General features: G+C 65.4%; 19 protein-coding genes. All 19 read right to left on the bottom strand.

Going from position 1 to position 22,598, the window contains the following annotated elements; translation table 11 throughout:
- Positions 1 to 6 precede the first annotated feature (6 nt).
- Positions 7 to 2,367 carry a xanthine dehydrogenase family protein molybdopterin-binding subunit gene (locus J2R78_RS00340; protein ID WP_253609295.1) on the bottom strand — a complete coding sequence of 787 codons (2,361 nt, stop codon included), beginning with the start codon at positions 2,365 to 2,367 and terminating at the stop codon, positions 7 to 9.
- 15 nt (positions 2,368 to 2,382) lie between these two features.
- Positions 2,383 to 2,841 carry a (2Fe-2S)-binding protein gene (locus J2R78_RS00335; protein WP_253609294.1) on the bottom strand — a complete coding sequence of 153 codons (459 nt, stop codon included), beginning with the start codon at positions 2,839 to 2,841 and terminating at the stop codon, positions 2,383 to 2,385.
- 16 nt (positions 2,842 to 2,857) lie between these two features.
- The gene (locus J2R78_RS00330; RefSeq protein ID WP_253609293.1) at positions 2,858 to 3,745 is read right to left on the bottom strand and encodes a xanthine dehydrogenase family protein subunit M; all 888 of its coding nucleotides are present in this window, start codon (positions 3,743 to 3,745) and stop codon (positions 2,858 to 2,860) included.
- Positions 3,742 to 4,755, bottom strand: a complete 1,014-nt coding sequence (locus J2R78_RS00325; RefSeq protein WP_253587235.1) for an ABC transporter permease — start codon at positions 4,753 to 4,755, stop codon at positions 3,742 to 3,744. The genes J2R78_RS00330 and J2R78_RS00325 overlap by 4 nt, the downstream gene beginning before the upstream one ends.
- Positions 4,748 to 5,764 carry an ABC transporter permease gene (locus tag J2R78_RS00320; RefSeq protein WP_253609292.1) on the bottom strand — a complete coding sequence of 339 codons (1,017 nt, stop codon included), beginning with the start codon at positions 5,762 to 5,764 and terminating at the stop codon, positions 4,748 to 4,750. Before J2R78_RS00320 ends, J2R78_RS00325 begins: the two co-directional genes overlap by 8 nt.
- Positions 5,761 to 7,299: a sugar ABC transporter ATP-binding protein gene (locus tag J2R78_RS00315; RefSeq protein WP_253609291.1), complete on the bottom strand. Its 1,539-nt coding sequence runs from the start codon at positions 7,297 to 7,299 to the stop codon at positions 5,761 to 5,763. The genes J2R78_RS00320 and J2R78_RS00315 overlap by 4 nt, the downstream gene beginning before the upstream one ends.
- 72 nt (positions 7,300 to 7,371) lie before the next feature.
- The gene (torT, locus tag J2R78_RS00310; RefSeq protein WP_057017107.1) at positions 7,372 to 8,472 is read right to left on the bottom strand and encodes a TMAO reductase system periplasmic protein TorT; all 1,101 of its coding nucleotides are present in this window, start codon (positions 8,470 to 8,472) and stop codon (positions 7,372 to 7,374) included.
- A gap of 103 nt (positions 8,473 to 8,575) precedes the next feature.
- A complete protein-coding gene (locus tag J2R78_RS00305) occupies positions 8,576 to 10,537 on the bottom strand; it encodes a hydantoinase B/oxoprolinase family protein (protein WP_253609290.1) in 1,962 nt (653 codons plus the stop codon).
- A 3-nt stretch (positions 10,538 to 10,540) separates the two neighbouring features.
- Positions 10,541 to 12,568: a hydantoinase/oxoprolinase family protein gene (locus J2R78_RS00300; protein WP_253609289.1), complete on the bottom strand. Its 2,028-nt coding sequence runs from the start codon at positions 12,566 to 12,568 to the stop codon at positions 10,541 to 10,543.
- A gap of 165 nt (positions 12,569 to 12,733) precedes the next feature.
- Complete coding sequence (locus J2R78_RS00295) at positions 12,734 to 13,693, bottom strand: helix-turn-helix domain-containing protein (protein ID WP_057017110.1); 960 nt, start codon at positions 13,691 to 13,693, stop codon at positions 12,734 to 12,736.
- A 105-nt stretch (positions 13,694 to 13,798) separates the two neighbouring features.
- On the bottom strand, positions 13,799 to 14,764 hold the full coding sequence (locus tag J2R78_RS00290; RefSeq protein WP_253609288.1) for a LysR family transcriptional regulator: 966 nt from the start codon (positions 14,762 to 14,764) through the stop codon (positions 13,799 to 13,801).
- Positions 14,765 to 14,982: 218 nt separating this feature from the next.
- Positions 14,983 to 15,960: a biotin-dependent carboxyltransferase family protein gene (locus J2R78_RS00285; protein ID WP_253609287.1), complete on the bottom strand. Its 978-nt coding sequence runs from the start codon at positions 15,958 to 15,960 to the stop codon at positions 14,983 to 14,985.
- Positions 15,950 to 16,825 (bottom strand): allophanate hydrolase subunit 1, encoded by an 876-nt coding sequence (locus J2R78_RS00280; protein ID WP_225646064.1) that lies wholly within the window; start codon positions 16,823 to 16,825, stop codon positions 15,950 to 15,952. Before J2R78_RS00280 ends, J2R78_RS00285 begins: the two co-directional genes overlap by 11 nt.
- Before the next feature lie 42 nt (positions 16,826 to 16,867).
- Positions 16,868 to 18,268, bottom strand: a complete 1,401-nt coding sequence (locus J2R78_RS00275; protein WP_253609286.1) for an acetyl-CoA carboxylase biotin carboxylase subunit — start codon at positions 18,266 to 18,268, stop codon at positions 16,868 to 16,870.
- A gap of 16 nt (positions 18,269 to 18,284) precedes the next feature.
- A complete protein-coding gene (locus tag J2R78_RS00270) occupies positions 18,285 to 18,527 on the bottom strand; it encodes an acetyl-CoA carboxylase (protein ID WP_018270951.1) in 243 nt (80 codons plus the stop codon).
- A gap of 40 nt (positions 18,528 to 18,567) precedes the next feature.
- A complete protein-coding gene (gene pxpA / locus J2R78_RS00265) occupies positions 18,568 to 19,296 on the bottom strand; it encodes a 5-oxoprolinase subunit PxpA (RefSeq protein ID WP_028345053.1) in 729 nt (242 codons plus the stop codon).
- Between the two features lie 90 nt (positions 19,297 to 19,386).
- Positions 19,387 to 20,574, bottom strand: a complete 1,188-nt coding sequence (locus tag J2R78_RS00260) for an ABC transporter substrate-binding protein (protein ID WP_028345052.1) — start codon at positions 20,572 to 20,574, stop codon at positions 19,387 to 19,389.
- Positions 20,575 to 20,605: 31 nt separating this feature from the next.
- Positions 20,606 to 21,679 (bottom strand): branched-chain amino acid ABC transporter permease, encoded by a 1,074-nt coding sequence (locus J2R78_RS00255; RefSeq protein ID WP_253609285.1) that lies wholly within the window; start codon positions 21,677 to 21,679, stop codon positions 20,606 to 20,608.
- A 3-nt stretch (positions 21,680 to 21,682) separates the two neighbouring features.
- Positions 21,683 to 22,597, bottom strand: a complete 915-nt coding sequence (locus J2R78_RS00250; RefSeq protein ID WP_057017115.1) for a branched-chain amino acid ABC transporter permease — start codon at positions 22,595 to 22,597, stop codon at positions 21,683 to 21,685.
- Between the last annotated feature and the right edge of the window lies 1 nt (position 22,598).

The raw sequence follows: 22,598 nt of genomic DNA, 5'->3' as shown, positions 1-22,598 counted from the left end.
ATGTTCCTAGGGCCACTGGTGAGGACGAACAAGGTTGTCTGCCCACACCTCGGCGATGTGAGACAGCGCCAGACCCGGCTTGCGCTCGAGCAGAAGCTCGAGCACGCGCGGCGGCGTCAGGGGTAATTCCTGCACCCGCTTTCCTGTCGCGTTGGCAATGGCGCATGCGACGGTGGCGCCGACATTGAGGATCGGCACCTCGCCGGCGCCCTTGGTGCCGAGCGGCCCCACCGACGCCGCGCCCTCATAGAGGCTGATCTCCACCGGTACGACGTCGAGCGCAAGCGGTACGCGGTAAGTCTCAAAGCCGCTTTGACTGACACGGCCATTGCTGCCGATCGTCACCTCCTCGTGCAGGGCGTAGCCCAGGCCCTGCACGACGCCGCCCTGGATCTGGCCGTGGATTGCGCGTGGATTCAGCGCACGGCCGACGTCCTGGACCACGCGATAGCTTAGCACCTCGACATGCCCGGTCTCCGGATCGACGGCGACCTCGCAGTCGTGGACGGCGAAGACGGGGATGTCGATCGCGTCGATGAAATGACCGGCAACGCAACCGGGCATCGCCGGCACGCCGGCGCCGGTGAAGGCGCCGGTGCCGGCGACCGGTCCGCCCAGCGCTTGAGCGCGGGTCGCGACCTCCGCGACGGTGCGGCCGGAGCCCGGCGCGCCCGCGATCTCGATCCGACCATCGCGCATGACGAGATCGCCGGGCGCGGCTTCGATCATCTCGGAGGCGATCCTCAAAAGCTTCGTGCGGACCTCCTGTGCCGCCGACAGGCTGGCGGCGCCGAGCGAGACGGTGGTGCGGCCGCCACCGACGCCGACATCATAACCGGCCGCATCGGTATCGGCGGCGCGGACGATCACTTGCTCGGGCGCGATGCCGAGCGTGCTGGCAACGATCTGCGGCAGGCTCTGCATCATCGAGCCGGATCCGATCTCGACACCCGACGTGACCAGGGTCGCCGTGCCGTCGGCATTCATGTTCACCGTCGCGGCCGATGGGCCGACGAAGACGAACCAGGTGCCGACGGTGGTCGCGCGTCCAAGGAGCTTGCCGTCGGTGCGCGCCGGCAGCGGCGCTGCCGCGTCGCGCAACGTATCCATCCGGTCGAGCATCGGGCCGAGCACATCGCCTTCGAATACCTGGCCGGTGGCGCCGAGATCCTTGTCGCCGAGCACGTTGCGGCGCCGGAAAGCAAGCGGATTCATTCCGATCCGCGCTGCGATCTCGTCGGTGTGCCGCTCGAGCGCGAAGGTGTTGTAGACGCCGTTGCAGCAGCGGAACGCACCGTTCGGCGCCGTGTTGGTGTAGACCGCGCGTGAGACCATGCGCACGCTGCCGAGCCTGTAGTTTCCGCCGAGCGTGTGTGCGGTCATGGTGGTCAGGAAGATCTGTTCGCCGCCATAGGCGCCGCAGTCCATCAGCACGACCGCCTCGCGGCCCACGATTTCTCCGTCGCGCGTCACCGCCGAGCGGATGCGAATATCGGCGTTCTCGCGGAACAGGCAGGTCAGCATCTCGTCCTCGCGGGAATTGACGAGGCGAACCGGCCGGCCGCTGGCGCGGGCGAGGAGGGCGGCGAAGGGCTCAACCGCCAGATCGAATTTGAGACCGAAGCCGCCGCCGACCGGCGGCACAGTGACGCGCACTTGCGATGCCGGCACGCCCAACGCGCGCGCGGTTGCATTGCGGACGCTCCAGGGAACCTGCGTCGACGTCTCGATATGGAAGCGGCCGTCCTCGTAGCTTGCGACGACCGCACGCGGCTCGAAGGCCACGTGGTTCTGCCGGCCGACGCGATAGAAACTTTCGACGATCTCGACGTCAGGCCGCGCAAAGGCGGCGTCGACGTCGCCGCGAACGACGGTCGCCTCCCAGGCGACATTGCCCGCACGCGCGCCGCCTTCGACCAGGACCTCATAGCCGCGCCAGTCCGGATGAACCAGCCGCGCATCTGGTGCCAGCGCCTGCGCCATGGTCAGCACCGCGGGGAGTTGCTCGATCTCCACGTCGATCGCCGCAAGCGCAGCCTGCGCCTGCGCCAACGTGACAGCTGCGACCGCGGCAAGCGGTTCGCCGTCGTAGCGAATGACATCGCGGGCGAACAGCGGGTGATCGGCGATGCCGATTCCGATCATGCCGGGCGCGTCTTCTGCCGTCACGATCGCACGTACCCCCGGCATGCGGGCAGCCCTCGACGTGTCGAGACGAATGATCCGCCCCGAGGGCACGCCGGCGCGCAGCACCGCGGCGTGCAGCATGCCCGGCAGATATCGATCGATGGTGTAGCGCGTGCGGCCACGCAGCTTGTCGGCGGCGTCCCGCCGGCGCAGATCCATCGTCGCGGAAACGTCGGACATGCTTGCGCCTCCCGATTATGCCGTGACCAAGGCGAGCAGCGTCGCCTCGACGATGCGTTCGTATCCCGTGCAGCGGCAGATGTTCCCGGTCAGTGCCGCCCGGATATCGTCACGGGTGGCGTCGGGCCGGGTCGTCAAGAGATGCGTCAGGCTCACCACCATGCCGGGAAAGCACATGCCGCATTGGACGGCATCACTGGCCTCGAGGGCCGCCTGGACGCGGTTCAGTTCGCCGTGAGGCGCAAGGCCTTCGACGGTGCGGATCTCGCGGCCATCGGCCAGCGCGGCGGGCAGCAGGCACGATGGCGTCGGCTCGCCGTCGACCAGCACCATGCAGGCACCGCAAAAGCCTTCGCGACAGACCGGTTTCGCGCCGGTCAGATGCATCTCCTCACGCAGAATGTCGATCAGCGGAGTGGCGGGATCGGCCGCGGAAGAAAGATGATCGCCGTTTACGGTCAGCTTGAATCCCATGTCGATCCCCTCCAGTTCAGGAGCCAAGCGCTGCGATCGCAGCGCGGCGGACGAGACCGGGTAGCACGCTGACCCGATACCAGGCAGGGGCATCGACGCTGTCGCGGCCGACGAAGTCGTCCGCCAACGCGGCCGCACTCTGCGCTGCCTCCGCCGCATCGAGCAGGCGTCCGATCAGCGCTGCCTCGAGCCGCTCCCAGCGGCGCGCCACCGGCTCGACTGAACCGACCGCGACGCGCGCCGCCTGGACACGGCCCGCTGCATCGATGCTGACCGACAGGCTGACGATGGCGACCGGGTAGTCACCCGATTTACGCAGCGGCAGGCGGGCATGGGCGCTTCTGCGCGCCGACCGCGGCAAGATGATCCGCGTCACCAGATGACCGGGGGGAAGGGACGATCGGATCTTCAGGAAATGCGCCAGGCCGATGCGCTCGCGGCCGTCGCGGGCCGACATTTCAACTTGGGCATCGAGGCAGAGCAGCGCCGGCACGCAATCCGCGGCGGCGAATTCCGACGTCGCAAGGTTGCCGCCGATCGTCGCCATCGCGCGGATCGCGGGATTGGCGGAGCGGCCGGCGGCGTCGACCAGGACCGCGAATTCCGCATGATGGGCCAGGGCCGCCGCGAGTGCCGCATGCGTAACCGCCGCGCCGATCTCGATTGCATCGCTGTCGATACGAACCGCGGTCAGCTCGGCGATCTTGCCGATCGCGACATAGTGCGGCTTCAACCGCTCGTGGCGGATCGGTGACCGCATGATCCATGTGCCACCGGCAAAGGCAGCGCCGGCTGTGCCGAATTCGCTCAGTGCGTCGAGTGCGGAAGCGAGCGAGGGCGCAACGTAGATCGAGGCAGGTGCAGTCTCGCCCGCGACGCTCTGCATGGGAGAACCCGTCGTCATTGGCGTCGCTCCAGTCGCAGGCGATCGAGCAGAACGCCGACGATGACGATCGCGCCGAGCACGACCATCTGGACGTACCCGTCGATCCGGGTGAGGTTCATGCCGTTGGACAGAATGGTGATGAACAGGGCGCCGAGCACCGCGGTGCCGACCCCACCGCGCCCGCCTGCCAGGCTTGTTCCGCCGACCACGGCGCCGGCAATCGCCTGCAGTGAAAGCGCTCCGCCGAGGTTCGGCTCGCCCGATCCGGTCCGCGCCGTCATCATGATCGCGCCGAGCGCCGCAAGCCCGGAGCACAGCACATAGGTCGCGATCAGGGTGCGCTTGACCGGCAGGCCGGCGACCGCCGCTGCGCGCGGGTTGGTGCCGATGAGGTAAAGCGAACGGCCGAACACGGTCCGCGTCAGGGTCCAATGGAGCACGGCGCCGACCCCGACCGTGATCGCGATGGCCGCCGGAATTCCGAAGACGCTGCCGCCGTAGAAGATCTGCGAGAACGGCGCCGGCACGCCTTGCACGGGCCGTCCGGACGACAGTGTGGTCGCAATCCCGATCGCGATATTGTAGCTGCCGAGCGTTGCGACGAAGGGGTTGACCCCGAGCAGCGCAATAACCACGCCGTTGAAGAGCCCGCACGCGGTGCCGAGCACGAAGCCGGCAGCGAGCCCGGCGAGCAGCACGGCGCCTGTACCATGGCCCGACGCCGTCGCGCCGGCCATCGCCAGCGCGGTGCCGACGCTCACCATCGATACGGTCGGGCCGAGTGCGAGGTCGAAGCCGCGCGTCAGGATCACCACGGTCTGGGCCATCGCGAACAGGGCCAGATAGCTGCTCTGTTGCGCGATGTTGAGCAGGTTGGCCGGCGACAACACGCCGCGGTCGACCGTGGCGAAGCCGAGCAACAGGGCCACCAATGCGACCGGCAGCACTGCGCTCCAGAGCCAGCGACCCGGCGCCAATTTCGGGCGATCCGCGTTCTTGGCGGCGACGGACAATTCGAGGTCAGACACGAGCCTTGCTCCGTCGGCTGAGTTCGTCCAGCGCCACGGCCGCGACCATGATGACGCCGAGAAAGACCGGCTGCAGCCGGGAGTCGACGTGCAGGAGGTTGAGCGCATTGCCCAGGATGGTCAGGAACAGGGCGCTGATGGCGACGATTTCGATGCGCCCGACGCCGCCGCGCAAGCTCACGCCGCCGATCACGGCGGCTGCGATCGATTGCAGCATCATCCGGTCGCCGCCGAAGCTGGCCTGGCCGGAGCCGACCTGCGCGGTCAGCAGGATGCCCGTCAATGCCGCGAGCATGCTCGAGACAACGTAGGTGCCGACGACGTGGCGCTGGATCGATACGCCCGAAACGATGGCCGCATCGACATTGCCGCCGATCGCGTAGATGTAACGGCCGAACAGCGTGCGCCGCTGCGCAAACACCATCACGATGATGATGACCAGCGCGACGTGGACGGCGGTCGGCAGGCCGAGCGCCTGGGCGCGCCCAAAGCCCTTCACGAAGATATCGGGCATGCCGTAAACCGGGATTCCGTTAGTGATCATCAGGCCGACGCCCGCAGTCGCCGACATCGTGCCCAGGGTCACCACAAAGCCGGATACCTTGAGCTTCGCCACGCAGAAGCCGTTGACGAGCCCGACTACGGCCCCGGAGCCGAGTCCGGCCGCCATCCCGCTGGCAATGATGAGGGCGTTGTTGCCGGGAAACGCGGTGGCTGCGGCGGCCATGGTCTTGGCGGTGACGACGCTCGCGAGCGCCACGACGGCGCCGACTGAGAGATCGAAGCCACCCGCGATGATGACCAGCGCCTGACCGCAGGCGACGATCGCGAGCAGCGACGCGTTGCGCAGGATGTTGAGGATGTTGATGATGCCGTAGAACTGCGGATCGATCGCCGACATGCCGGCGACGAGCAAGACCAGCAGGGCCGGCAGGAACCCGACACGGCCTGCGATCGATCGCAGGCCGATCGCGCCTTGCGGGTTTGCGGTGACCAGCGCGGTGTTCACGCGACCTCCGCGGCGAGATGGTCGCGGAAGAAGCTCGACAGCACGTTCTGCTCGGTCTTCTCGGCGCCCCTCAGCTCGGCGGCGACGCGGCCGTGATGCATGACGTAGAGCCGGTTCGACAGCGCCAGAACCTCCGGCAATTCCGACGACACCACGATCACGGCGGCGTCGGCCTCGACCAGGCGCTTCATGAACTGGTAGACCTCGAGCTTGGCGCCGACGTCGATCCCGACGCTCGGCTCGTCGAACAGGAACACGGTCAGCTCACGCGTGAGCGCGCGTGCCAGCATCACTTTTTGACGGTTGCCGCCGGACAGCGCGCCGGCGCTCCGTTCGATGTTCGGCGGCCTCAGTTGCAACCGCTCCATGATGTCCGCGATCGTGGCGCGTTCGGCGGCTTGCCGCAGCACGCCGAAGCGCGCGAACGCGGGCAGGTCGAGCACCGTCATGGATGCGTTCTCGCGGATCGGACGGGACAGCGCGAGCCCTTCGGCAACCCGATTGGCAGGAAAATAGGCGATGCCGCGCTTGAGGCTTTGCCTCGGGGTCGGGAATTCGTAAGGCAGACCGTCGATCCGGATCACGCCTGATGCCGCGGGCTCGATGCCGTAGACCGCGCGGATCAGCTCCGATTTGCCGCAGCCGACGAGACCGGCGATGCCGGTGATCTCGCCGGCGCGGGCATGGAAATTCACCTCCTGAACGCTGCCGTCCGCGAGCGTCAGGTTTTCGATGTCGACCATCACCTTGTCAGGTCGGTGGGCGATGGCCGGGAACAGCAGGTCGATCCTGCGGCCGGTCATCAGCTCCACCAGCTCGCCGTCGGTCGAGCCGGCGGCGTCGAGGGTCTGGATGTGGCGGCCGTCGCGCAGCACCGTCACACGGTCGGCAAGGGCGCGGATTTCGCGCATGCGATGCGAGACATAGATCAGCCCGACATTCTGGCTCTTCAGACGCGCGATCAGCTCGAACAGCCGTCCGGTCTCGCGCTCGGTCAACGAGGCGGTCGGCTCGTCAAGGATCAAAAGACGGACGCGGCCGAGCAGGGCCTTGGCGATTTCGGCCATCTGCTGGTGCGCGCGGGAAAGGTCGTCGATCCGCTGCGCCGGATCGAGATCGAAGCCGAGCTCGTCGATCAGCGCTCTGGCGCGCTTGCGCATCTCGCGCGAGCGCAGCACGCCGCCATGGGTGACCTCGCGGCCGAGGAACAGGTTCTCTTCCACCGTGAGGCTCGGGATCAGCGAGAACTCCTGAAAGACCGGGCTGATGCCGATCGTGCGGGCCCGCTGCGGCGTGAGATGATGGATCTCCTCGTCGCCAAAATGGAACGTGCCCTCGTCCGGCGGAAACGTTCCCGAGACGACATTGATCAGGGTCGATTTGCCGGCACCGTTCTCGCCGAACAGGACATGAAGCTCGCCGGCACGAACGTCGAGGTCGACCCGGTCGAGCGCGCGAACGCCGGTGAAGCGCTTTGATATCCCCCGCAATCGAAGCAGAGGCTCGGCAGGCTTCGGGTCAATCTCGACATCCATCCGCGTCTCCGTTGGGCCGTGAGCAAGACGGGTGGGAGCAGGTGCTCCCACCCGGCATCATTCGCGAGCGGCTTACTTGGCCTTGACCGAATAGACCGGTGTCCAACTCGCCGGAGCCAGCACGAGGTCCATCTGCAATTTCGGTACGGTGGTCTTGTCGATGACAGCGGCGATCGGCTGGACAAGGCTCATGACCGGCTTCTTCTCGATGAGACGCACCGCCTGATCGATCGCGACGGCGCCTTCTCCGACCGGATACTGGGTTGCGAAGGCGAGGATGTCGCCGCGGTTGAGCGCGTCAAGCATGGCCTGGTTTTCGTAAGACGATACGATCTTCAGGTCGCTTCGGCCGGCCTCGGCAACGGCGCCGATGGCGGCTTCAGCGGTGGGGGCGGTACCCCAGATCACGTTCATGCCGGGATAGGCCTGCAAGGCGTCCTGAATGAGCTGAAGCTGCACGGCGACGCCGGAGTCGCCGAATTTCTCAGCCAGAATCTTGGCATTCGGGTTCTTGGCAACGGCCTTCTTGAAGCCTTCGTTGAACGACTCCGCCCAGCCAGAGCCGGCCGGACCGGGGAACGTCACGATGTTGAGCTTGTCGCCGGGCTTGGATTGCGCCAGCAGGCCGGCGCCGGTGACTTCGCCCATGGCGACGAAGTCGACGTAGTTGGCCGCGGGCAGCGCGTTCGGCGGAAGCGGGTTGGTGACGCCGACGACCGGCACGCCCTTGGCCTTGGCTTCCTCGAACTTCTTGCTGAGGCCTGCGCCGGAGATGGCGCCGACGATGATGGCGTCCGGCCCGCTCGCCATGCAGTCATCGAATTGCGACAGCTGTTTCGGCAGGTTCTCGTAACCTCCGGCCTCGTAGAGGTTCATGTTGACGTTCATCGCCTCGGCCTGTTTGACGATGCCATAGGCGACGGCGACCCAGAAACTGTCCTTCATGTGCGGAAACAGCACGCAGAGCCTGTAGGGCTTCTCGGCCTTCGGCAGCGGCGTGTACTCGGCCGGCTTCGGTGTGCCGGACGACGCGTCGTAGACCTTCATCGGAAACCACGGCGTCTCGGCCGCAGCCGGCGCGACCGCAGCGGCAAGGGCGAGGCCTGCGGCAAGGCCGAGTGCGGGGCGGATTGGCCAAACTCGATTGGGGGAAAGGCACGTCGTACTCGTCATAGCACAATCCTCATGGCTCGAATGAAAGTGGAGGGGCGGTGTCGGATCCAGTTTTTCGTGAACGCTCTGTGCGGTCTGCCGACGTCGCGGCCGGCGATGGCATTCAGCCTGCTTTCCACGTTGCGACCGAGCGCCGCTCAAACACCTCGCGGAACTGGCGCGTGGACTCGGGAAGCAAGGCACCGGTGCCCCAATCGAGGATCACCGCGTGCTTGCGGATCGCGTCGAGCGCGTCGATTGCCCCGCTGCGATAGCGTTGCGCCACCAACTCCGGATCGAGCCGGACATTGGCGACACGCTCGGAGCGGATCTTCGCACGGAGCGCCTCGGTCGCGACCTTGTCGACCTCGTAGTTACAGAGCTCGGCGTCGATGGTGTGCACCACGACGCCATAGTCCTTGGCGGCACGCTCGACCGAGACATAGTCGTCCTTGATATCCTCGACGACGAGGTTCGGATCGCGCTCCAGCGGATCGCCAAATCCGCCGCCGCCGGCGGTCGGACGCGAGAAAGTGTCGCCTTCGCCGATCGGGACGTCCGAGAAGATCGAGCCGAGCCGCTCCGCGGCCGTGCTGCCGGCGCGCTTCAGGGTCAGGCCGTGCGGCATCGACGGCAGGCCGCCCTCGATGCCCCACACGATCGCGCGCTCGCGGTCGCAGATATAGGAGATCACGGTTTTCTCGGCCTGCAGCATCCGCGACGTCTTCACCACGCCGGCGCCGCCGCGCCACTTGCCGGGGCCGGGCGAGTCCTTGAGGATCTCGCATTCGGTGGTCAGGATCGGGTTGGCGCGCTCCTGGCCTTCGACCGGCTGCGACATCAAGCCGGTGCCGAAGCAGGCGGTTGTGACATTGCTGCCATCCTTGCCGTTGCGCCCGCCCCAGCCGCCGGGCAGCCAGTCATAGAACATGAAGATCGGCTTGTCGGAGCTGCGGGCATCGAGCCCGCCGGTGAGCAGATATTCGAGATTGAACGCGCAAGCAAGCGCGCGCTCCGGCATCAGCTTCGACCACATTTCGTAGATCGAGTTCATGATCTTCTCGAACGGCATCAGAAAGCCGGTGACCGCGATCGGCCATTTGGCGTCGACGATCGATCCTTCGGGGGCGATGATCTCGAAGCAGCGGTAGAAACCGGAATTGAGTGGCAGGTCGGGGAAGAAAGTCTTCATGCCGGCGGCGACGGCAGAGAAGGTTGCACCGAACGCCGAATTGTAGATCGAGCCGATGGTTGGATGGCTGCCGGTGAAGTCGTAGATTGCGCGATCGCCCTTGATCGTCATCTTGATGCGGATCGGGATCATGCCTTCGCCGCCGGCCGGATCGCGGTCGATGAAGTCGACGGTTTCCCATTCGCCGTCGGGGAGCGCCGCGATGCGCTGGCGCGCCGAACGCTCCACATAGTCCTGGACGGCGGCAAGCCCGGTCTCGACCGTATCACGGCCATATTTGCCGACCAGGCGCAGGATCTCGCGTTCGCAGACGGCGGTGGCTTCGGCCTGTGCCTGGATGTCGCCGATGATCGAGGCCGGGTCGCGCGTGTTCGAGGCGATCAGATGCGCGACGTCCTTGCGCAGGCCATTTTTGTCGAACAGGCGGACCGGCGTGATGCGTAGGCCCTCGCGGAACATCTCCCGGGCGGCGACGTCGAACGATCCCGGCACGCTGCCGCCGACGTCCGACCAGTGTCCGTTGGACTGGCTGAAGGCAATGATCCTGCCGTCGGCGAAGATCGGACGGATCAGGCGGACATCGGAGAAGTGCGTGCCGCCGGCATAGGGATCGTTGATGGCGAAAACGTCGCCCTCATGTATGTCGCCTTCGAAATGGCGCATGACATCCTTGCACGTGAAATGCAGCGTGCCGACGTGGACGGCGATATCCTGGTTGCCCTGCGCCGCGCATTCGCCGTTGGCGTCATGCAGCGCGCTCGAGAAATCGCGATTGTAGATGACGAAGGAGTAGCACGTCCTCAGGACCTGCTCGCCCATCTGGTCGACGCTGGTGATGAAGGAGTTCTTCAAAACCTCGAAGGTCACGGGGTCGAGCGGGAGAGCTCCGGCCATGGTTCACTCCTTCACGCGGATGATGATGTTGAGATATCTGTCGACCTCGGCGGCGGCGCCGGGCGGAACGACCGTGGTGGCATCGACCTGCTCGATGATCGCGGGGCCTTGAAAGGAGAAGCCGCAGGGCAGGTTGTCGCGCCGATAGACGGGTGTATCGAGCCCGCTGCCCTCGAACCAGACCCTGCGGCGGCTGACCGGCTCGGGGCTAGCGCCGATCGGCTCGTGGACGGCAAACTCGGCCTTGGGGACCACGCCCACTGCCTTCAGATTGAGACGGAAGAAGCTGACCGGCGCGCTGTCGCGGCGGAAATTGTATTCGCGCTGATGCTCGGCATGGAAGCTCTGCACCAGATCGGCGATCGCGCCGATCGGCCGCGGCGCGTTGACGGCAAGCGAACGCCACTGGCCGCGATACATCATGTCGATCGAGCGCTGCAGCACGATGTCCTGCTGCGCGACGCCCTCATGGGTCAACCGTGCGAGCGCAGCCTTCTCGAGCTCGGCGAACTGTGCCTCGATCTCGGTGGCGTCGGCCTCGGCGGCGTCGACCATGCAGCTTTGCGAAAAATCGTGCTGCATGTCGACGAGCAGGCAACCGAGCGCTGAGGTCACGCCGGGATTGGGCGGTACGATCACGACGGGAATCGCCAGCTCGCGTGCGACGTCGACCCCATGCAGGGCACCGGCGCCGCCGAACGCCACCAGCGCAAAATCGCGTGGATCGTAGCCGCGACTGATCGAGATCAGCCGCACCGCATCCGACATGTTGGCGTTGGCGACCTTGACGATTGCATCCGCGGCTTCATGCAGGCCGAGGCCGAACGGCTTGGCGACGCCGCCCTCGACCGCTTGCCGTGCCAGCTCGGGATCGAGCTTGACCTTGCCACCGGCGAGATCGGTGCCAAGCCGGCCGAGCGTCACATTGGCATCGGTGTTGGTCGGCTGCGTATTGCCGTTGCCGTAGCAGGCCGGTCCCGGATAGGCGCCGGCCGATTGCGGGCCGTTGCGCAGCGAGCCGGCCGGATCGGTCCAGGCCAGCGAGCCGCCGCCGGCACCGATGGTGAGCACCTCGATCGATGCGAAGCGGATCGGATAGCCGAACTCGATGTGCCAGTCCTTGGTGATCCGCGACTGGCCCTCATAGGCGAGCGACACGTCGGTCGACGTGCCGCCCATGTCGAGGCCGATCGAATTGGGGAAACCGCAAAGACCGGCGATATGGCGGCTGGCGATGGCCCCGGCGGCGATGCCGGAGCCGGCAAGGCGTGCCGCAAAATCCTTCACGCTCGCCGGCGTCATCACGCCGCCGCCGGTGTGCAGCAGCAGAAGATCGCGGGTGTAGCCCTCGTCCGAGAGGCGTTCGCCGAGCCGGCTGGTGTAGTTGACGACGACCGGGCTCACCACGGCATTGGCGACCGTAGTCGAGAACCGCTCGTGCTCGAAGATCTCGGGAAGCACCTGCGAGGAGATCGAGACCGGAATATCGGGCATCTCGGCCAGCAGAATATCGCGCATGGCGCGCTCATTGGCGCTGTTGAGATAAGCGTTCATGAAGCACACCGCGACTGCGGCGACGCCGCGACGCTTGAGGATGCGGGCGACGCTGTGCGCGGCTTCGACGTCGAGCGGCTCGATCACTGTGCCGGCAGCATCGACGCGTTCGGGCACGGTGAGGCGGTCGCGCCGTGGCACATAGGGCCGGACCACGTCCTTGTAGGTGTCCCAGAGGTCTTCCTTGTTGGCGCGCCGGATCTCGATGACGTCGCGGAACCCCTTGGTCGTGACCACCGCGGTGCGCGGCAGGCGGCGGGTGATCAGCGCGTTGGTGGCAATCGTGGTGCCGTGCGAGAACAGCGCCACCTTGGACAGGTCGATGCCGGCCTTGGATACGCCGCCCATGATCCCTTCGATCGGATCGCGCGTGGAGGAGGTCTTCTCGATGCGCACGAGACCGGTCGTCTCGTCCATGATGCAGATGTCGGTGAAGGTGCCACCGACATCGACGGCCACACGAAGGTTCTGCGCCATGCCTCTTCCTTTCGAACGAGCGTTTCGCCGATCTTAGGCAGAGCGGCGGCCTTCGTTCTTGACGCTGAGCGCAGGAAGATTTGTGCGAGAGAGCGAACCGTGCCGGTGCCCATGCATGCCCAGACCGGCGGCGGTGTGCCTAAGAATCGATCAGCAGGCCAGTCTTCAGGAGTTGGCTGTGCGCGAAATGGCGCGGGCCTCGCTCGGGGTGCATCCGAACCGGCCGCGATAATTGCGGCTGAACTGCGCCTGGTCGGCAAAGCCCCATTGATAGGCGATTTCCGAAATGCTCTTGCGGCAGTTCGCATCGCGCAGCAGGGCGTCGCACATTGAAAGGCGCTGGTTGCGGATGTAGGCGCAGACGGTCAGACCTTCGCCCTCGAAGATCTGGTGCAAATAGCGCAGCGAGATGCCGCAGCCGTCGGCAATCATCTGCGGCGTGAGCCGCATATCGTCGAGACGGGCCCGGATGAATTGCTCGCAACGCAGCAAATGGCCGTTGCGCACGGAGGACGAGTGACCGGTCAACACACGGTCGTCGGATTCAATGGCCATCGCAAGCAGCTCGATCAGGTGCTTGCCCATCATCGTGCGCGCCGTCTCGTCCATTTCCTCGATCCGTTCACCGGACAGGCGCAGCGTGTCGACGAACAGCGCGCCGACGCTGCGGCTGGCGTCGAATTGCAGCGTCGCGAGGCGCTCGGGCCGGGAAATGCGGGCGCGCAGCACCGCGCTCGGGATCTTCAGACACCACAGCGCCGTCGGATCCTGATGGCTGAACTCGTAGGGTAGGTGGCTGCGCTCGATCAGGAACGCGCCCGGGCGGCAATGCACCACCTTGCCGTCCTGCTCGAAACGGATTTCGGCGAGTTCGGGCACCGTGATCAGGAAGGATTCCTCCCGCTCGCTCAGGAGATGCCGCTCATGCCGCTTGTACAGCAGGCCGTTGGCGATGTTGCGGGACACCGAGACAGGGCCCATCGACCAGGCGCCAAGGCGCGCATTGAAGTCGCGCGTGCTCGGGAAACGCAGGTCGAGCGAGTAATAGGTCTTCGAGACGACCTCCTGCCAGTACTGGCGGCGGGTCTGCAACGGGATGTCGTTGGTCGTGTAGGTGACTTGCATGTCTCACTCCCGCCGCCGGCTGTGCCTCCGGTCGTCGTGTCCCCGGGCAAAGTTTGGCGAGGACAGCCGGACGGCGTCAAGTCGAATAAAACGGAAACTGATATTCTAGATTTCGATGGCCTCCTCGGCCTGGTGCCGGTGATCGATGCTGACGGGGGGCCGGGCCGGCCCGACGCCGGCAACCGCAAAGCGCATGAAATCGCGGAAAGCCATCGCAGCCTCCGATGGCTTGGTGTCGCGACGCCAGGCAAGACCGATGTCCATGCTGGGCACCTCGTCCTCGATGACGCGGGTCTCGATCCGCTGTCCTTCCAGCGACCAGGGCCGGTAGATCAGGTCGGACAGAATGGCGATCCCCATGCCGCCGGCGACCATGGAGCGGACGGCTTCGACCGAGGAGGTGCGGAACACCGTCTTCGGTTCGAGTGAGGCGTTGTTCCAATAGCGCATCGAGGTGTGCTTGGCCTCGTCGACCGTGAGCATGACATAGGGATAGGTCGCGATGTCAGCGAGGTGGACCCGCTCGGCACGGGTCAGGGGATGCTCGGGCGCAAGCCACAGCCGGCGCGGCGATCGCAGCAAGGTCTCGCTGGTGAGCATGGCGTTGTCGCGCAGGTTCGAGACCAGCATCACCGCGAGGTCGAGGGCACCATCGACGAGTGCGCGCTCGAGCACGTCGCGCGGCGCCTCGAACAGCTCGATCGTGATCCCGGGGAAACTCGCCTTGAAGCGCATCTGATGACGCGGCAGGAAGTAGCCCGACACGGTGTAGGTGACGCCGACGCGGATCGTCCCGAACAGGGGGCCGGCGGACATCTGCGTGTCGCGCACCGCCTCGGCGACGGCGGCGAGGATATGACGGCCCTGGGAGAGGAAGCGGCTGCCCTCCATGGTGACGGTTACGCCGTTCGGCGTGCGCTCCAGCAAGCGGGCGCAGACGGTGGCCTCGAGCTGCTGGATCGCCGCGGTGACCGCTGATTGCGAGACGTTGAGATCGATGGCCGCCTGGCTGATGCGCCCGGTCTCGGCGGCGGCGACGAAGTAGCGGATCTGTTTCAGAGAAACGGACATCGCGGTTGTTCCGATGTTTGCACAACTCATGAGCAGTGTTTCTCAGCCCGAATGTGTCCGCTGCAACTCTCGTGCCGTCCGGCGGACAGCACACCGTGGCACAGACCTCAGATGTGCGAGCGCGCAATCGACAGCCACAGGTTTAGACTTGACCATGCGCGATCGCTCCGGCGCCCGCGGCCGAGGTCCGTTGGCAGATGCGGTGGGCCCCCTCGCGATTACGCCATGGCGCTGCGAAGCTTGCCCAGCAGCTCGGTCCGGCTCTTGCGTGCCGCAAGCGCCTGATCCATGTCGACCTTGACGAACTTCACCGGCGTGTTGGGCTGAAGCTGACCGATCAGATCCATGTCCGCGGCGATCACGGTGCCGACCATGAAGTAGCCGCCGCCGGATACGGCGTCGCGATGCAGCACGATCGGTTCGGTGCCGCCGGGAACCTGGATCGAGCCGTAGGGATAGCAGGCATCGGTGATGTTGGACGGATCGGAGCCGGCGCCGAACGGCGGTTCGCGCGGAACGAATTCGAGCGCCTTGCCACCCTTGAAGCGGTAGCCGATGCGGTCCGCTTCCGGCGCGACCTTCCAGGTGTCGGAGAAGAACCCGCTGCCGGCGGCCTCGGTGATGCGGTGCCAATAGAGGCCGGGCATGGCGCGCAGCTCCGTCGGCATTCCCGCCGGTTGCCCGCGCAAATCGTTGGCGACGGTGCGGCCGTCCTTGACCGTCACGCTGGCACGGCCGACCGGGAATTCGTCGCCGGCCTCGAGCTTGCGGCCCTTGAAGCCGCCGAGCGCGCCGAGTGCGTAGGTCGATCGCGAGCCGAGCACCACGGGCACATCGATGCCACCGGCGACCGCGATGTAGCCGCGTGCGCCTCGCTTGAGGAAGTCGAAGGAGAGGATCTGGCCACGCTTTACCTTGAAGCTGGTCCAGGTCTCGCGCGGCTCGCCGTCGAGTTTCGGCGGCAGCTCCGCGCCGGTGACGGCGACCGTGGCGTCCTCGGTGAATTCGAGCTCGGGCCCCATGAACACCGCTTCAAGCACGGCTGCGCCCGCATCATTGCCGACGAGCAGATTTGCGGCGACCAGCGCGTGACGGTCCATGCCGCCGGAGAGCGGGATGCCGATGTGATAATAGCCGGGACGTCCGAGGTCCTGGACGGTGGTCGCAAGACCCGGCTTCAAAACCCTAACGGCCATGGAGAACTCCATCGAGCTTGCTGTTGTAGCCATCAATGTCGCGGTTGAACTCGGTCAGCGAGAATGAGACGTCGCGGATCACAGGCGCAAACCGGCCGGCGTCGACGTCGGCGACCGCGGCGTCATAGGCTGCCCGGTCGATCGGTTTCCATTTCACGATGTCGCCCGGCTTGAACAGGCACATGAAGTCGCGCAAATAGCTGATGGTCTGATTGGGATCATAGATCGGCATCGGCGTGATGCCGAACATCTGGTAACCGCCGGCGCCGCGCACCGAATAGATGCAGCTGAAACAGCCGCCATGTCCGACGGTGAGCTTTGGCGTATCCGTGCGCGGGCGCAGATATTTCGGGGCCTGAAGCTGCCGCTTGCGCTCGACCATCTGGTAAAGGAAGGGGAGGCCGGCGACGAAGCCGACCATCGAGACGAACCAGGGCGCGCTGGAATGCGCCTTGATGAAGGCATCGACGCTGTCGAGGCCGTTGATCCGCGCGGCGTATTCGAGGTCGGTGCCGTCAGGATCCTGGTGACGCTCGCGGAAGCGCATCAAGGTCTCACGGGTCCAGGGGTCGTTGTAGAGCACGGGAATCTCGATGATCCGCGTCTTGATCACCGGTTCCGATTTCTCGGATGCGGAATCCAGCCGCTTCAGCTCGGCGAGGAGATCGTCGGGCTTGATCCGCTCCGGATCGAACTTGACCTGATAGGACGCGTTCGCCGGACAGATCTCGGTGACACCCTTGATCCTGGCATCGCGCACCGCATTGGTGATGAACAGGCTCTTGAAAAAGGCCTCGAGCGACATCGCTTCGCCGACCTCGGCGAAAATGTGCTCATCGCCGCCGAAGGAAAATCGAGTTTGCATGCTAGCGGCCTCCTGTTGCTGACGGGGCGGATTCTCTCGCCATCATGAGGCGACCTTCGCAGCTGATGGCGGCTGAGCGGTGGCAAGCGTGGCGGCGTGGGACTCAAGCCAGGGTTCGAGCCATGCCGTATGGAAGCGTCCAGCCTGGACGTCGGCGTCGCGCGCCAGCGCCTGGTGCAGGGGTTTGGTCGTGAAAATGCCTTCGACGGTGAGCTCGGCAAGCGCGCGCTCGAGTTTCTTCATGGCGCTCGGCCGATCCTTGTCGTGCACGATCAGCTTGCCGAGCAGGCTGTCGTAGAAGGGAGGCACCGTGTAGCCCTGATAGAGCATGCTGTCGAAGCGAACGCCGTCGCCGACGGGCAGGCTGAGTGCGCTCACCGTGCCCGGGTTCGGCAGGAAGTTTCTGGCGGGATCCTCGGCGTTGATACGGACTTCGATCGAATGGCCGCTGACGCGCATCTCGTTCTGGCTGATGCGCAAGCGCTCGCCGCCGGCGATCTGGATCATCTCGCGGACGAGGTCGATGCCCGTGATCATTTCCGTGACCGGATGCTCGACCTGGATGCGGGTGTTCATCTCCAGGAAGTAGAATTCACCGGTGGCGTCGTCGTAGAGATATTCGAGCGTGCCGGCGCCGCGATAATTGACCGCTCGGGCGAGTGCCACAGCCGAGGTGCAGAGCCTCTCCCGCACGGCCTGGGTGAGCGAGGGCGAGGGGGCTTCTTCCCAGACCTTCTGGCGGCGGCGCTGCAATGAGCATTCGCGTTCGAAGCAATGGATCACGTCGTGTCCGTCGCCGAGCACCTGCACCTCGATATGCCGCGCGCCTTCGATCAGCTTTTCGACGTAAAGCCCGCCGTCGCCAAAGGCCGCGAGCGCCTCGGCCTGTGCCTGCGGCATCAGATGCTGAAACTCCTCGGGCGACCGCGCAATGCGGATGCCGCGTCCGCCGCCTCCGGCAGCGGCCTTGATCATCACGGGGAAGCCGGTTTTCTCGACCAGCGCGAAGGCCGCGTCCGCCGACTCCAGCCGCCCCTGGCTGCCGGGGACGGTCGGCACCCCGGCCGCGGCGGCGGCCTCGCGTGCCGCGACCTTGTCGCCCATCAGCCGGATCGATTGCGCGGTCGGACCGACAAAGATCAATCCCGCCGCTTCGACTGCGGCGGCGAACTCGGCGTTCTCGGCGAGGAAGCCGTAGCCGGGATGGATGGCGTCGGCGCCGGTGCTCCGCGCCGCGGCGAAGATCGCGGCCTGGTTGAGATAGGATTTCGACGCCTGCGGCGGACCGATATCGACCGCTTCGTCGGCGAGCCTGACCGCAAGCGAGGCCTGGTCGGCCTTGCTGTAGACCTGCACGGTTGCAATGCCGAGATCGCGCGCTGCGCGGATGATGCGCACCGCGATCTCGCCGCGATTGGCTATGAGGAGCTTCTTGATCGCCATGGCTGGTCGAAGAGCCCTAAACGTCGATTTCGGCGATCGGCTGGCCGGCCATCACGGCATCTTCATTCTCGGCCAGGAAGCGGACGATCTTGCCAGCGATGCCGGCTTTCACCTCGTTGAACGATTTCATCACCTCGATAAGCCCGATCGTGTCGCTCTCGGCGACGGCGTCGCCGTCGTTCTTGTAGACCGGCTTGTCGGGTGCGGGCTTGCGATAAAAGATGCCTGGGAGCGGCGAGAAGATCTGCTGCGTTGCCATTGTTTCCTCTTGAGAGTCTTTGGTTCGTTGCCGCGACGGTTCAGCGCGCGGTGAGATAGGGGCGCACCGCCTCGCGGACGGCCTCGGCGATGGCGACGGCGTTCGGCGTGTCGGAGTGGATGCAGATCGAATCGGAGCCGACCACGATGTCGTTTCCGGCCACCGTGCGCGTCTTGCCTTCATTGACCGCCCTTGCGCATCGGGTGGCGGCGTCGGCCGGATCCTTCGCCTCGTGCTCGCGGGTGATGATCAGGCTGCCGTCGGCATTGTAGTCGAGGTCGGCATAGTATTCGGCGACGAAGGCATGACCGCGCCGCTCGTAGACCTTCTGGTGCAACGTTCCCTTCATGCCGAGCAACGGCACCTTGTAGACGTCGGCGGCATCAGCCACGGCTTCGGCGATCTCCTCGTTGCGCGATGCCATGCCGTAGAGTGCGCCGTGCGGCTTGATGTGATTGAGCGCCATGCCTTCGGCATCCAGGAAGGCCTTGAGTGCGCCGATCTGATAGAGCAGGCAATTGGCCAGCTCTTCGCGGTCGATCTTCATCTCCCGGCGACCAAATCCCTGCAGATCGGGCAGCGACGGGTGCGCCCCGACCTTGACGCCAAATTGCTTGGCGAGCTGCACGGTCTTGCGCATGTGATTGAAGTCGGAGGCATGAAAGCCGCAGGCGACGTTCGCGACGTCGATATGAGGCATCAATGCCTTGTCGTCGCCCATCTTGTAGAGGCCGTAGGCCTCGCCCATGTCGCAGTTGATCACGACCATCTCCTGATTTCCTTCCAACTGGCTTTGCACATGACCGGCGAAGGCCGCCCCGGGGTATCACTGGCGCACCCAGGGCGGCGCATTGCCGGGTTACTTGGACACCAGATAGTCGAGCGGAATCTTTTCCGAGATCGTCCACTGGTCGATCACCTGCGGCTTGCCGGCCTCGGTGTCGACGATCAGGTAACGACCCTGGTTCTGGTGGTGGATGTCCTTGGTGAAGGTGCGCGGCCCGAACAGCGTGGACTCGTTGTTCATCTTCTCGAGCTCGGCCACGACGGCTGCCGCATCGGTCGATTTGGCGCGTTCGACCGCCTTGGCCCAGACGTCGATCAGGACGTAACCCGGATAGACGTACTGGCTGGAGGGGTCACCGCCGGTGACCTCCTTGTACTTCTTGTTGAACTCGTTGACCTTCGGGTTCGGATCGTCGCCATAGACCGAGCCCTGCACCGGGACGTAGAAGTTCGAGAGATCAGGAACGGCGTTCATCCAGTAGCTGCCGTCGACACCCGACCCGTTGAGGATCATCGACTTGATACCGGCGGCACGGATCTGCTTGATGGCGGAGACAGCGCCCGGCATCATTGTGCAGAGCATGATGGCGTCAGGCTCCTTCGGCAGGCTCTTGATGCGCGTGATCTGCGAGGCGATCGAGGCATCGTCGTTCTTGAAGGTGTCGCTGCCGACCAGCTTGGCCTCCTTCAGGCGCGGCAGCATCCAGTCGAAGCCGTCGCAGATGCCCTTGTTGTAGACGGTCCAGCTGTCGAGCAGCCGATAGAAGCTGCGTGCGTTCTTCTTGGTGTAAGCCCATTCGGACATGGTCGCTCCCTGCACCGGTGCCAGCACCGAGGCCGAGAACGAGAACGGGCCGACGCCGGGGATGCCGGCCTTGATCGATTCGGCACAGAGGAAGAAGGAAACCTTGCCGGCGGCCTGCGCCTGCAGCGCCGCGGGCGCGCCGAAATCATAGTCGCAGGAGACGATGACGAGGTCGGCACCCTGGTCGAGCACCGCAAGGCCGGCCTTGGCACCCTCGGCCTGATCGGTCTTGGTGTCGGCAAAGACGGGCTTGATCTTCTTGCCGAGCAGGCCGCCGGCCTTGTTGATCTCCTCGATCCGGATCAGCGCCGCGTCCTGCGCCGGCTTGTCGTAGGCTTGCATGAATCCGGATGCCGCGGTCGCAAACCCAACAACGATCTCGTTGGCTGCCCGGGCCGGCGTGAACCAGAGCGCGGATGCTCCGGCCAAGATGCTGAGTAATGTCGTAAAGCGCATATCCCCACTCCTCCAATTGTACAAACAAGCGTCAGTGCAGTTCCTTCAGCGCGGTCTGGACCGGTGGCGTCAGGCGGCGCTGCAACGGCCATCGACGCCAGGAGAATTCCTGGTTGCGGGTCAGTCCCGTCGGCAAGTACATCAGGATCGCGATGGTGATGATGCCGATCGCGATCTCCTGGACACCGTTCGGCAGGCCGACGGTGTGACCGCCGAGGCTGATGCCCTTCTCGAGATTGCGGAACAGCTCGATCAACACGGAGATCGCGACCACGCCCGAGACGGCTCCGCTGAGGCTGTACATGCCGCCAACCACCAGCATCGACAGCGTGATGAACGTCGTCCGCAGATAGAATGCGCCGGGATTGACGATGCTCAGGAAATGCGCGTACAGCGCGCCGGCGAGCCCGATGATGAACGCGCTGACGACGAAGGCGATCAACCGTTCGCGGACGATGTCGATGCCGGAGGCGCTGGCCGCGACAGCTTCGTCTCGCGTGGCGCGAAGTGCCAGTCCGGAGCGCGAGATCGAGTAGAGATAGGCGATCGCGATGGCCACGGCGCCGCCGATCCATCCGGTCCAGACGGTCATGGTGGGCGGAATGCCGACGATCGAACCCTGTCCGCCCGTCACCGAATCCCAGTTCGAATAGACATTGTTGATGACGCCGAGCAGGCCGAAGGTCGCGATCGAGGCGGCAATGCCCGACAGGCGCATGATGACGCGCCCGACGATCAGCGCGAACAGTGCCGCAAACAGTCCGGATATCGGCGTCGCCACCCACATCGGCAGTTGCGCGTGGAGCAGCCACGCCGGCAGGCCCTTGAGCGTGATCGACTTCATCACCGGCGGAATCGTGAGCCAGGCGGTCATGTAGGCGCCGAGGCACATGAAGCTGATATGGCCGAACGACAGCAGCCCCGAATTGCCGACGAAGACGTAGAGCCCGACCACCACCATGATGTTGATGAACATCTCGACCACGGTGCGGTTGAAGGCCCGGCTGCCGAATTGATAGGAGAGGGCGGCCATGATGAGCAGCGCCACGATCAGCACGATCGGCGTGATGATCGTTTGCCGGATGACGGACGGCCGCTGCGACATCGATCAGACCCTCTGCTTGGCGGATTTCGGTGCGAACAGGCCCTGCGGCCGCACCAGAAGGACGACGATGACGGCGCCGTAGACGAAGGCGTCGCGGAATACCCTGGCGTCGTGTGGCAGGGTCGCCTGGAACACGACGCTGGCCGCACCGATCAGGAAGCCAGCGGCAACGGCGCCGGGAATGCTGCCGAGGCCGCCGATCACGGTCGCGATGAACGCGATCAGCATCACGTTGGCGCCCATGCCGATGTCGGCGGTGCCGGAATTGGTCGCCAGGATCAGGCCGATCGCCGCCGCCAGCATGCCGCTGATGGCGAAGGCTAGCAGGATCACGCCGTTGGCGCGGACCCCGAGCATGCGCGCCATGGTGAAATTGTCGGCGGCCGCGCGCATCTCGAGCCCGTAGCGCGTGCGCTTGAGGAACAGGACGAGGACCACCAGCACGGCCAGCGTGATGATGATGGTCACGACCTGGAGCATCGGGATGTGAGCGCCGAGGAATTCGACCGGCAGGCCGAGGCTCGGCCACAGCGTGATCGACTTCGGCCGGCTGGAAAACAGCATCAGCAGGAGATGCCGGATCACGAAGCCGAGTGCGAAGGATGCGATCATCATCGTCGCCGGATTGGCATTGCGGAAGCGGCGGAAGACGACGATCTCCGACAGGATCGACAGCGCGGCGCCGATCAAGAGCAGCAGCGGGATCAGCAGATAGAACGGTAGCTGCCCGGCAAAGACGATCGCCGCCGCATCGATCGACGGCCACAGCATGGCGAAGACGCAAAACGCGATGAAATCGCCGTGCGCGAAGTTGACGAGCCGCATCACGCCGAAGATCAGGGCGATACCGAGCGCGCCAAGGGCGTAGAGGCTGCCGAGGCTGAGGGCATCGAAGATGATCTGGAGCAACTCGCGCATC

It is taken from the genome of Bradyrhizobium sp. USDA 4538, assembly GCF_024171045.1.
Lineage (GTDB): Bacteria > Pseudomonadota > Alphaproteobacteria > Rhizobiales > Xanthobacteraceae > Bradyrhizobium > Bradyrhizobium australafricanum.
Note: the sequence above shows the minus strand (reverse complement) of the source record. Positions and strands in the feature narration are given on the sequence as shown.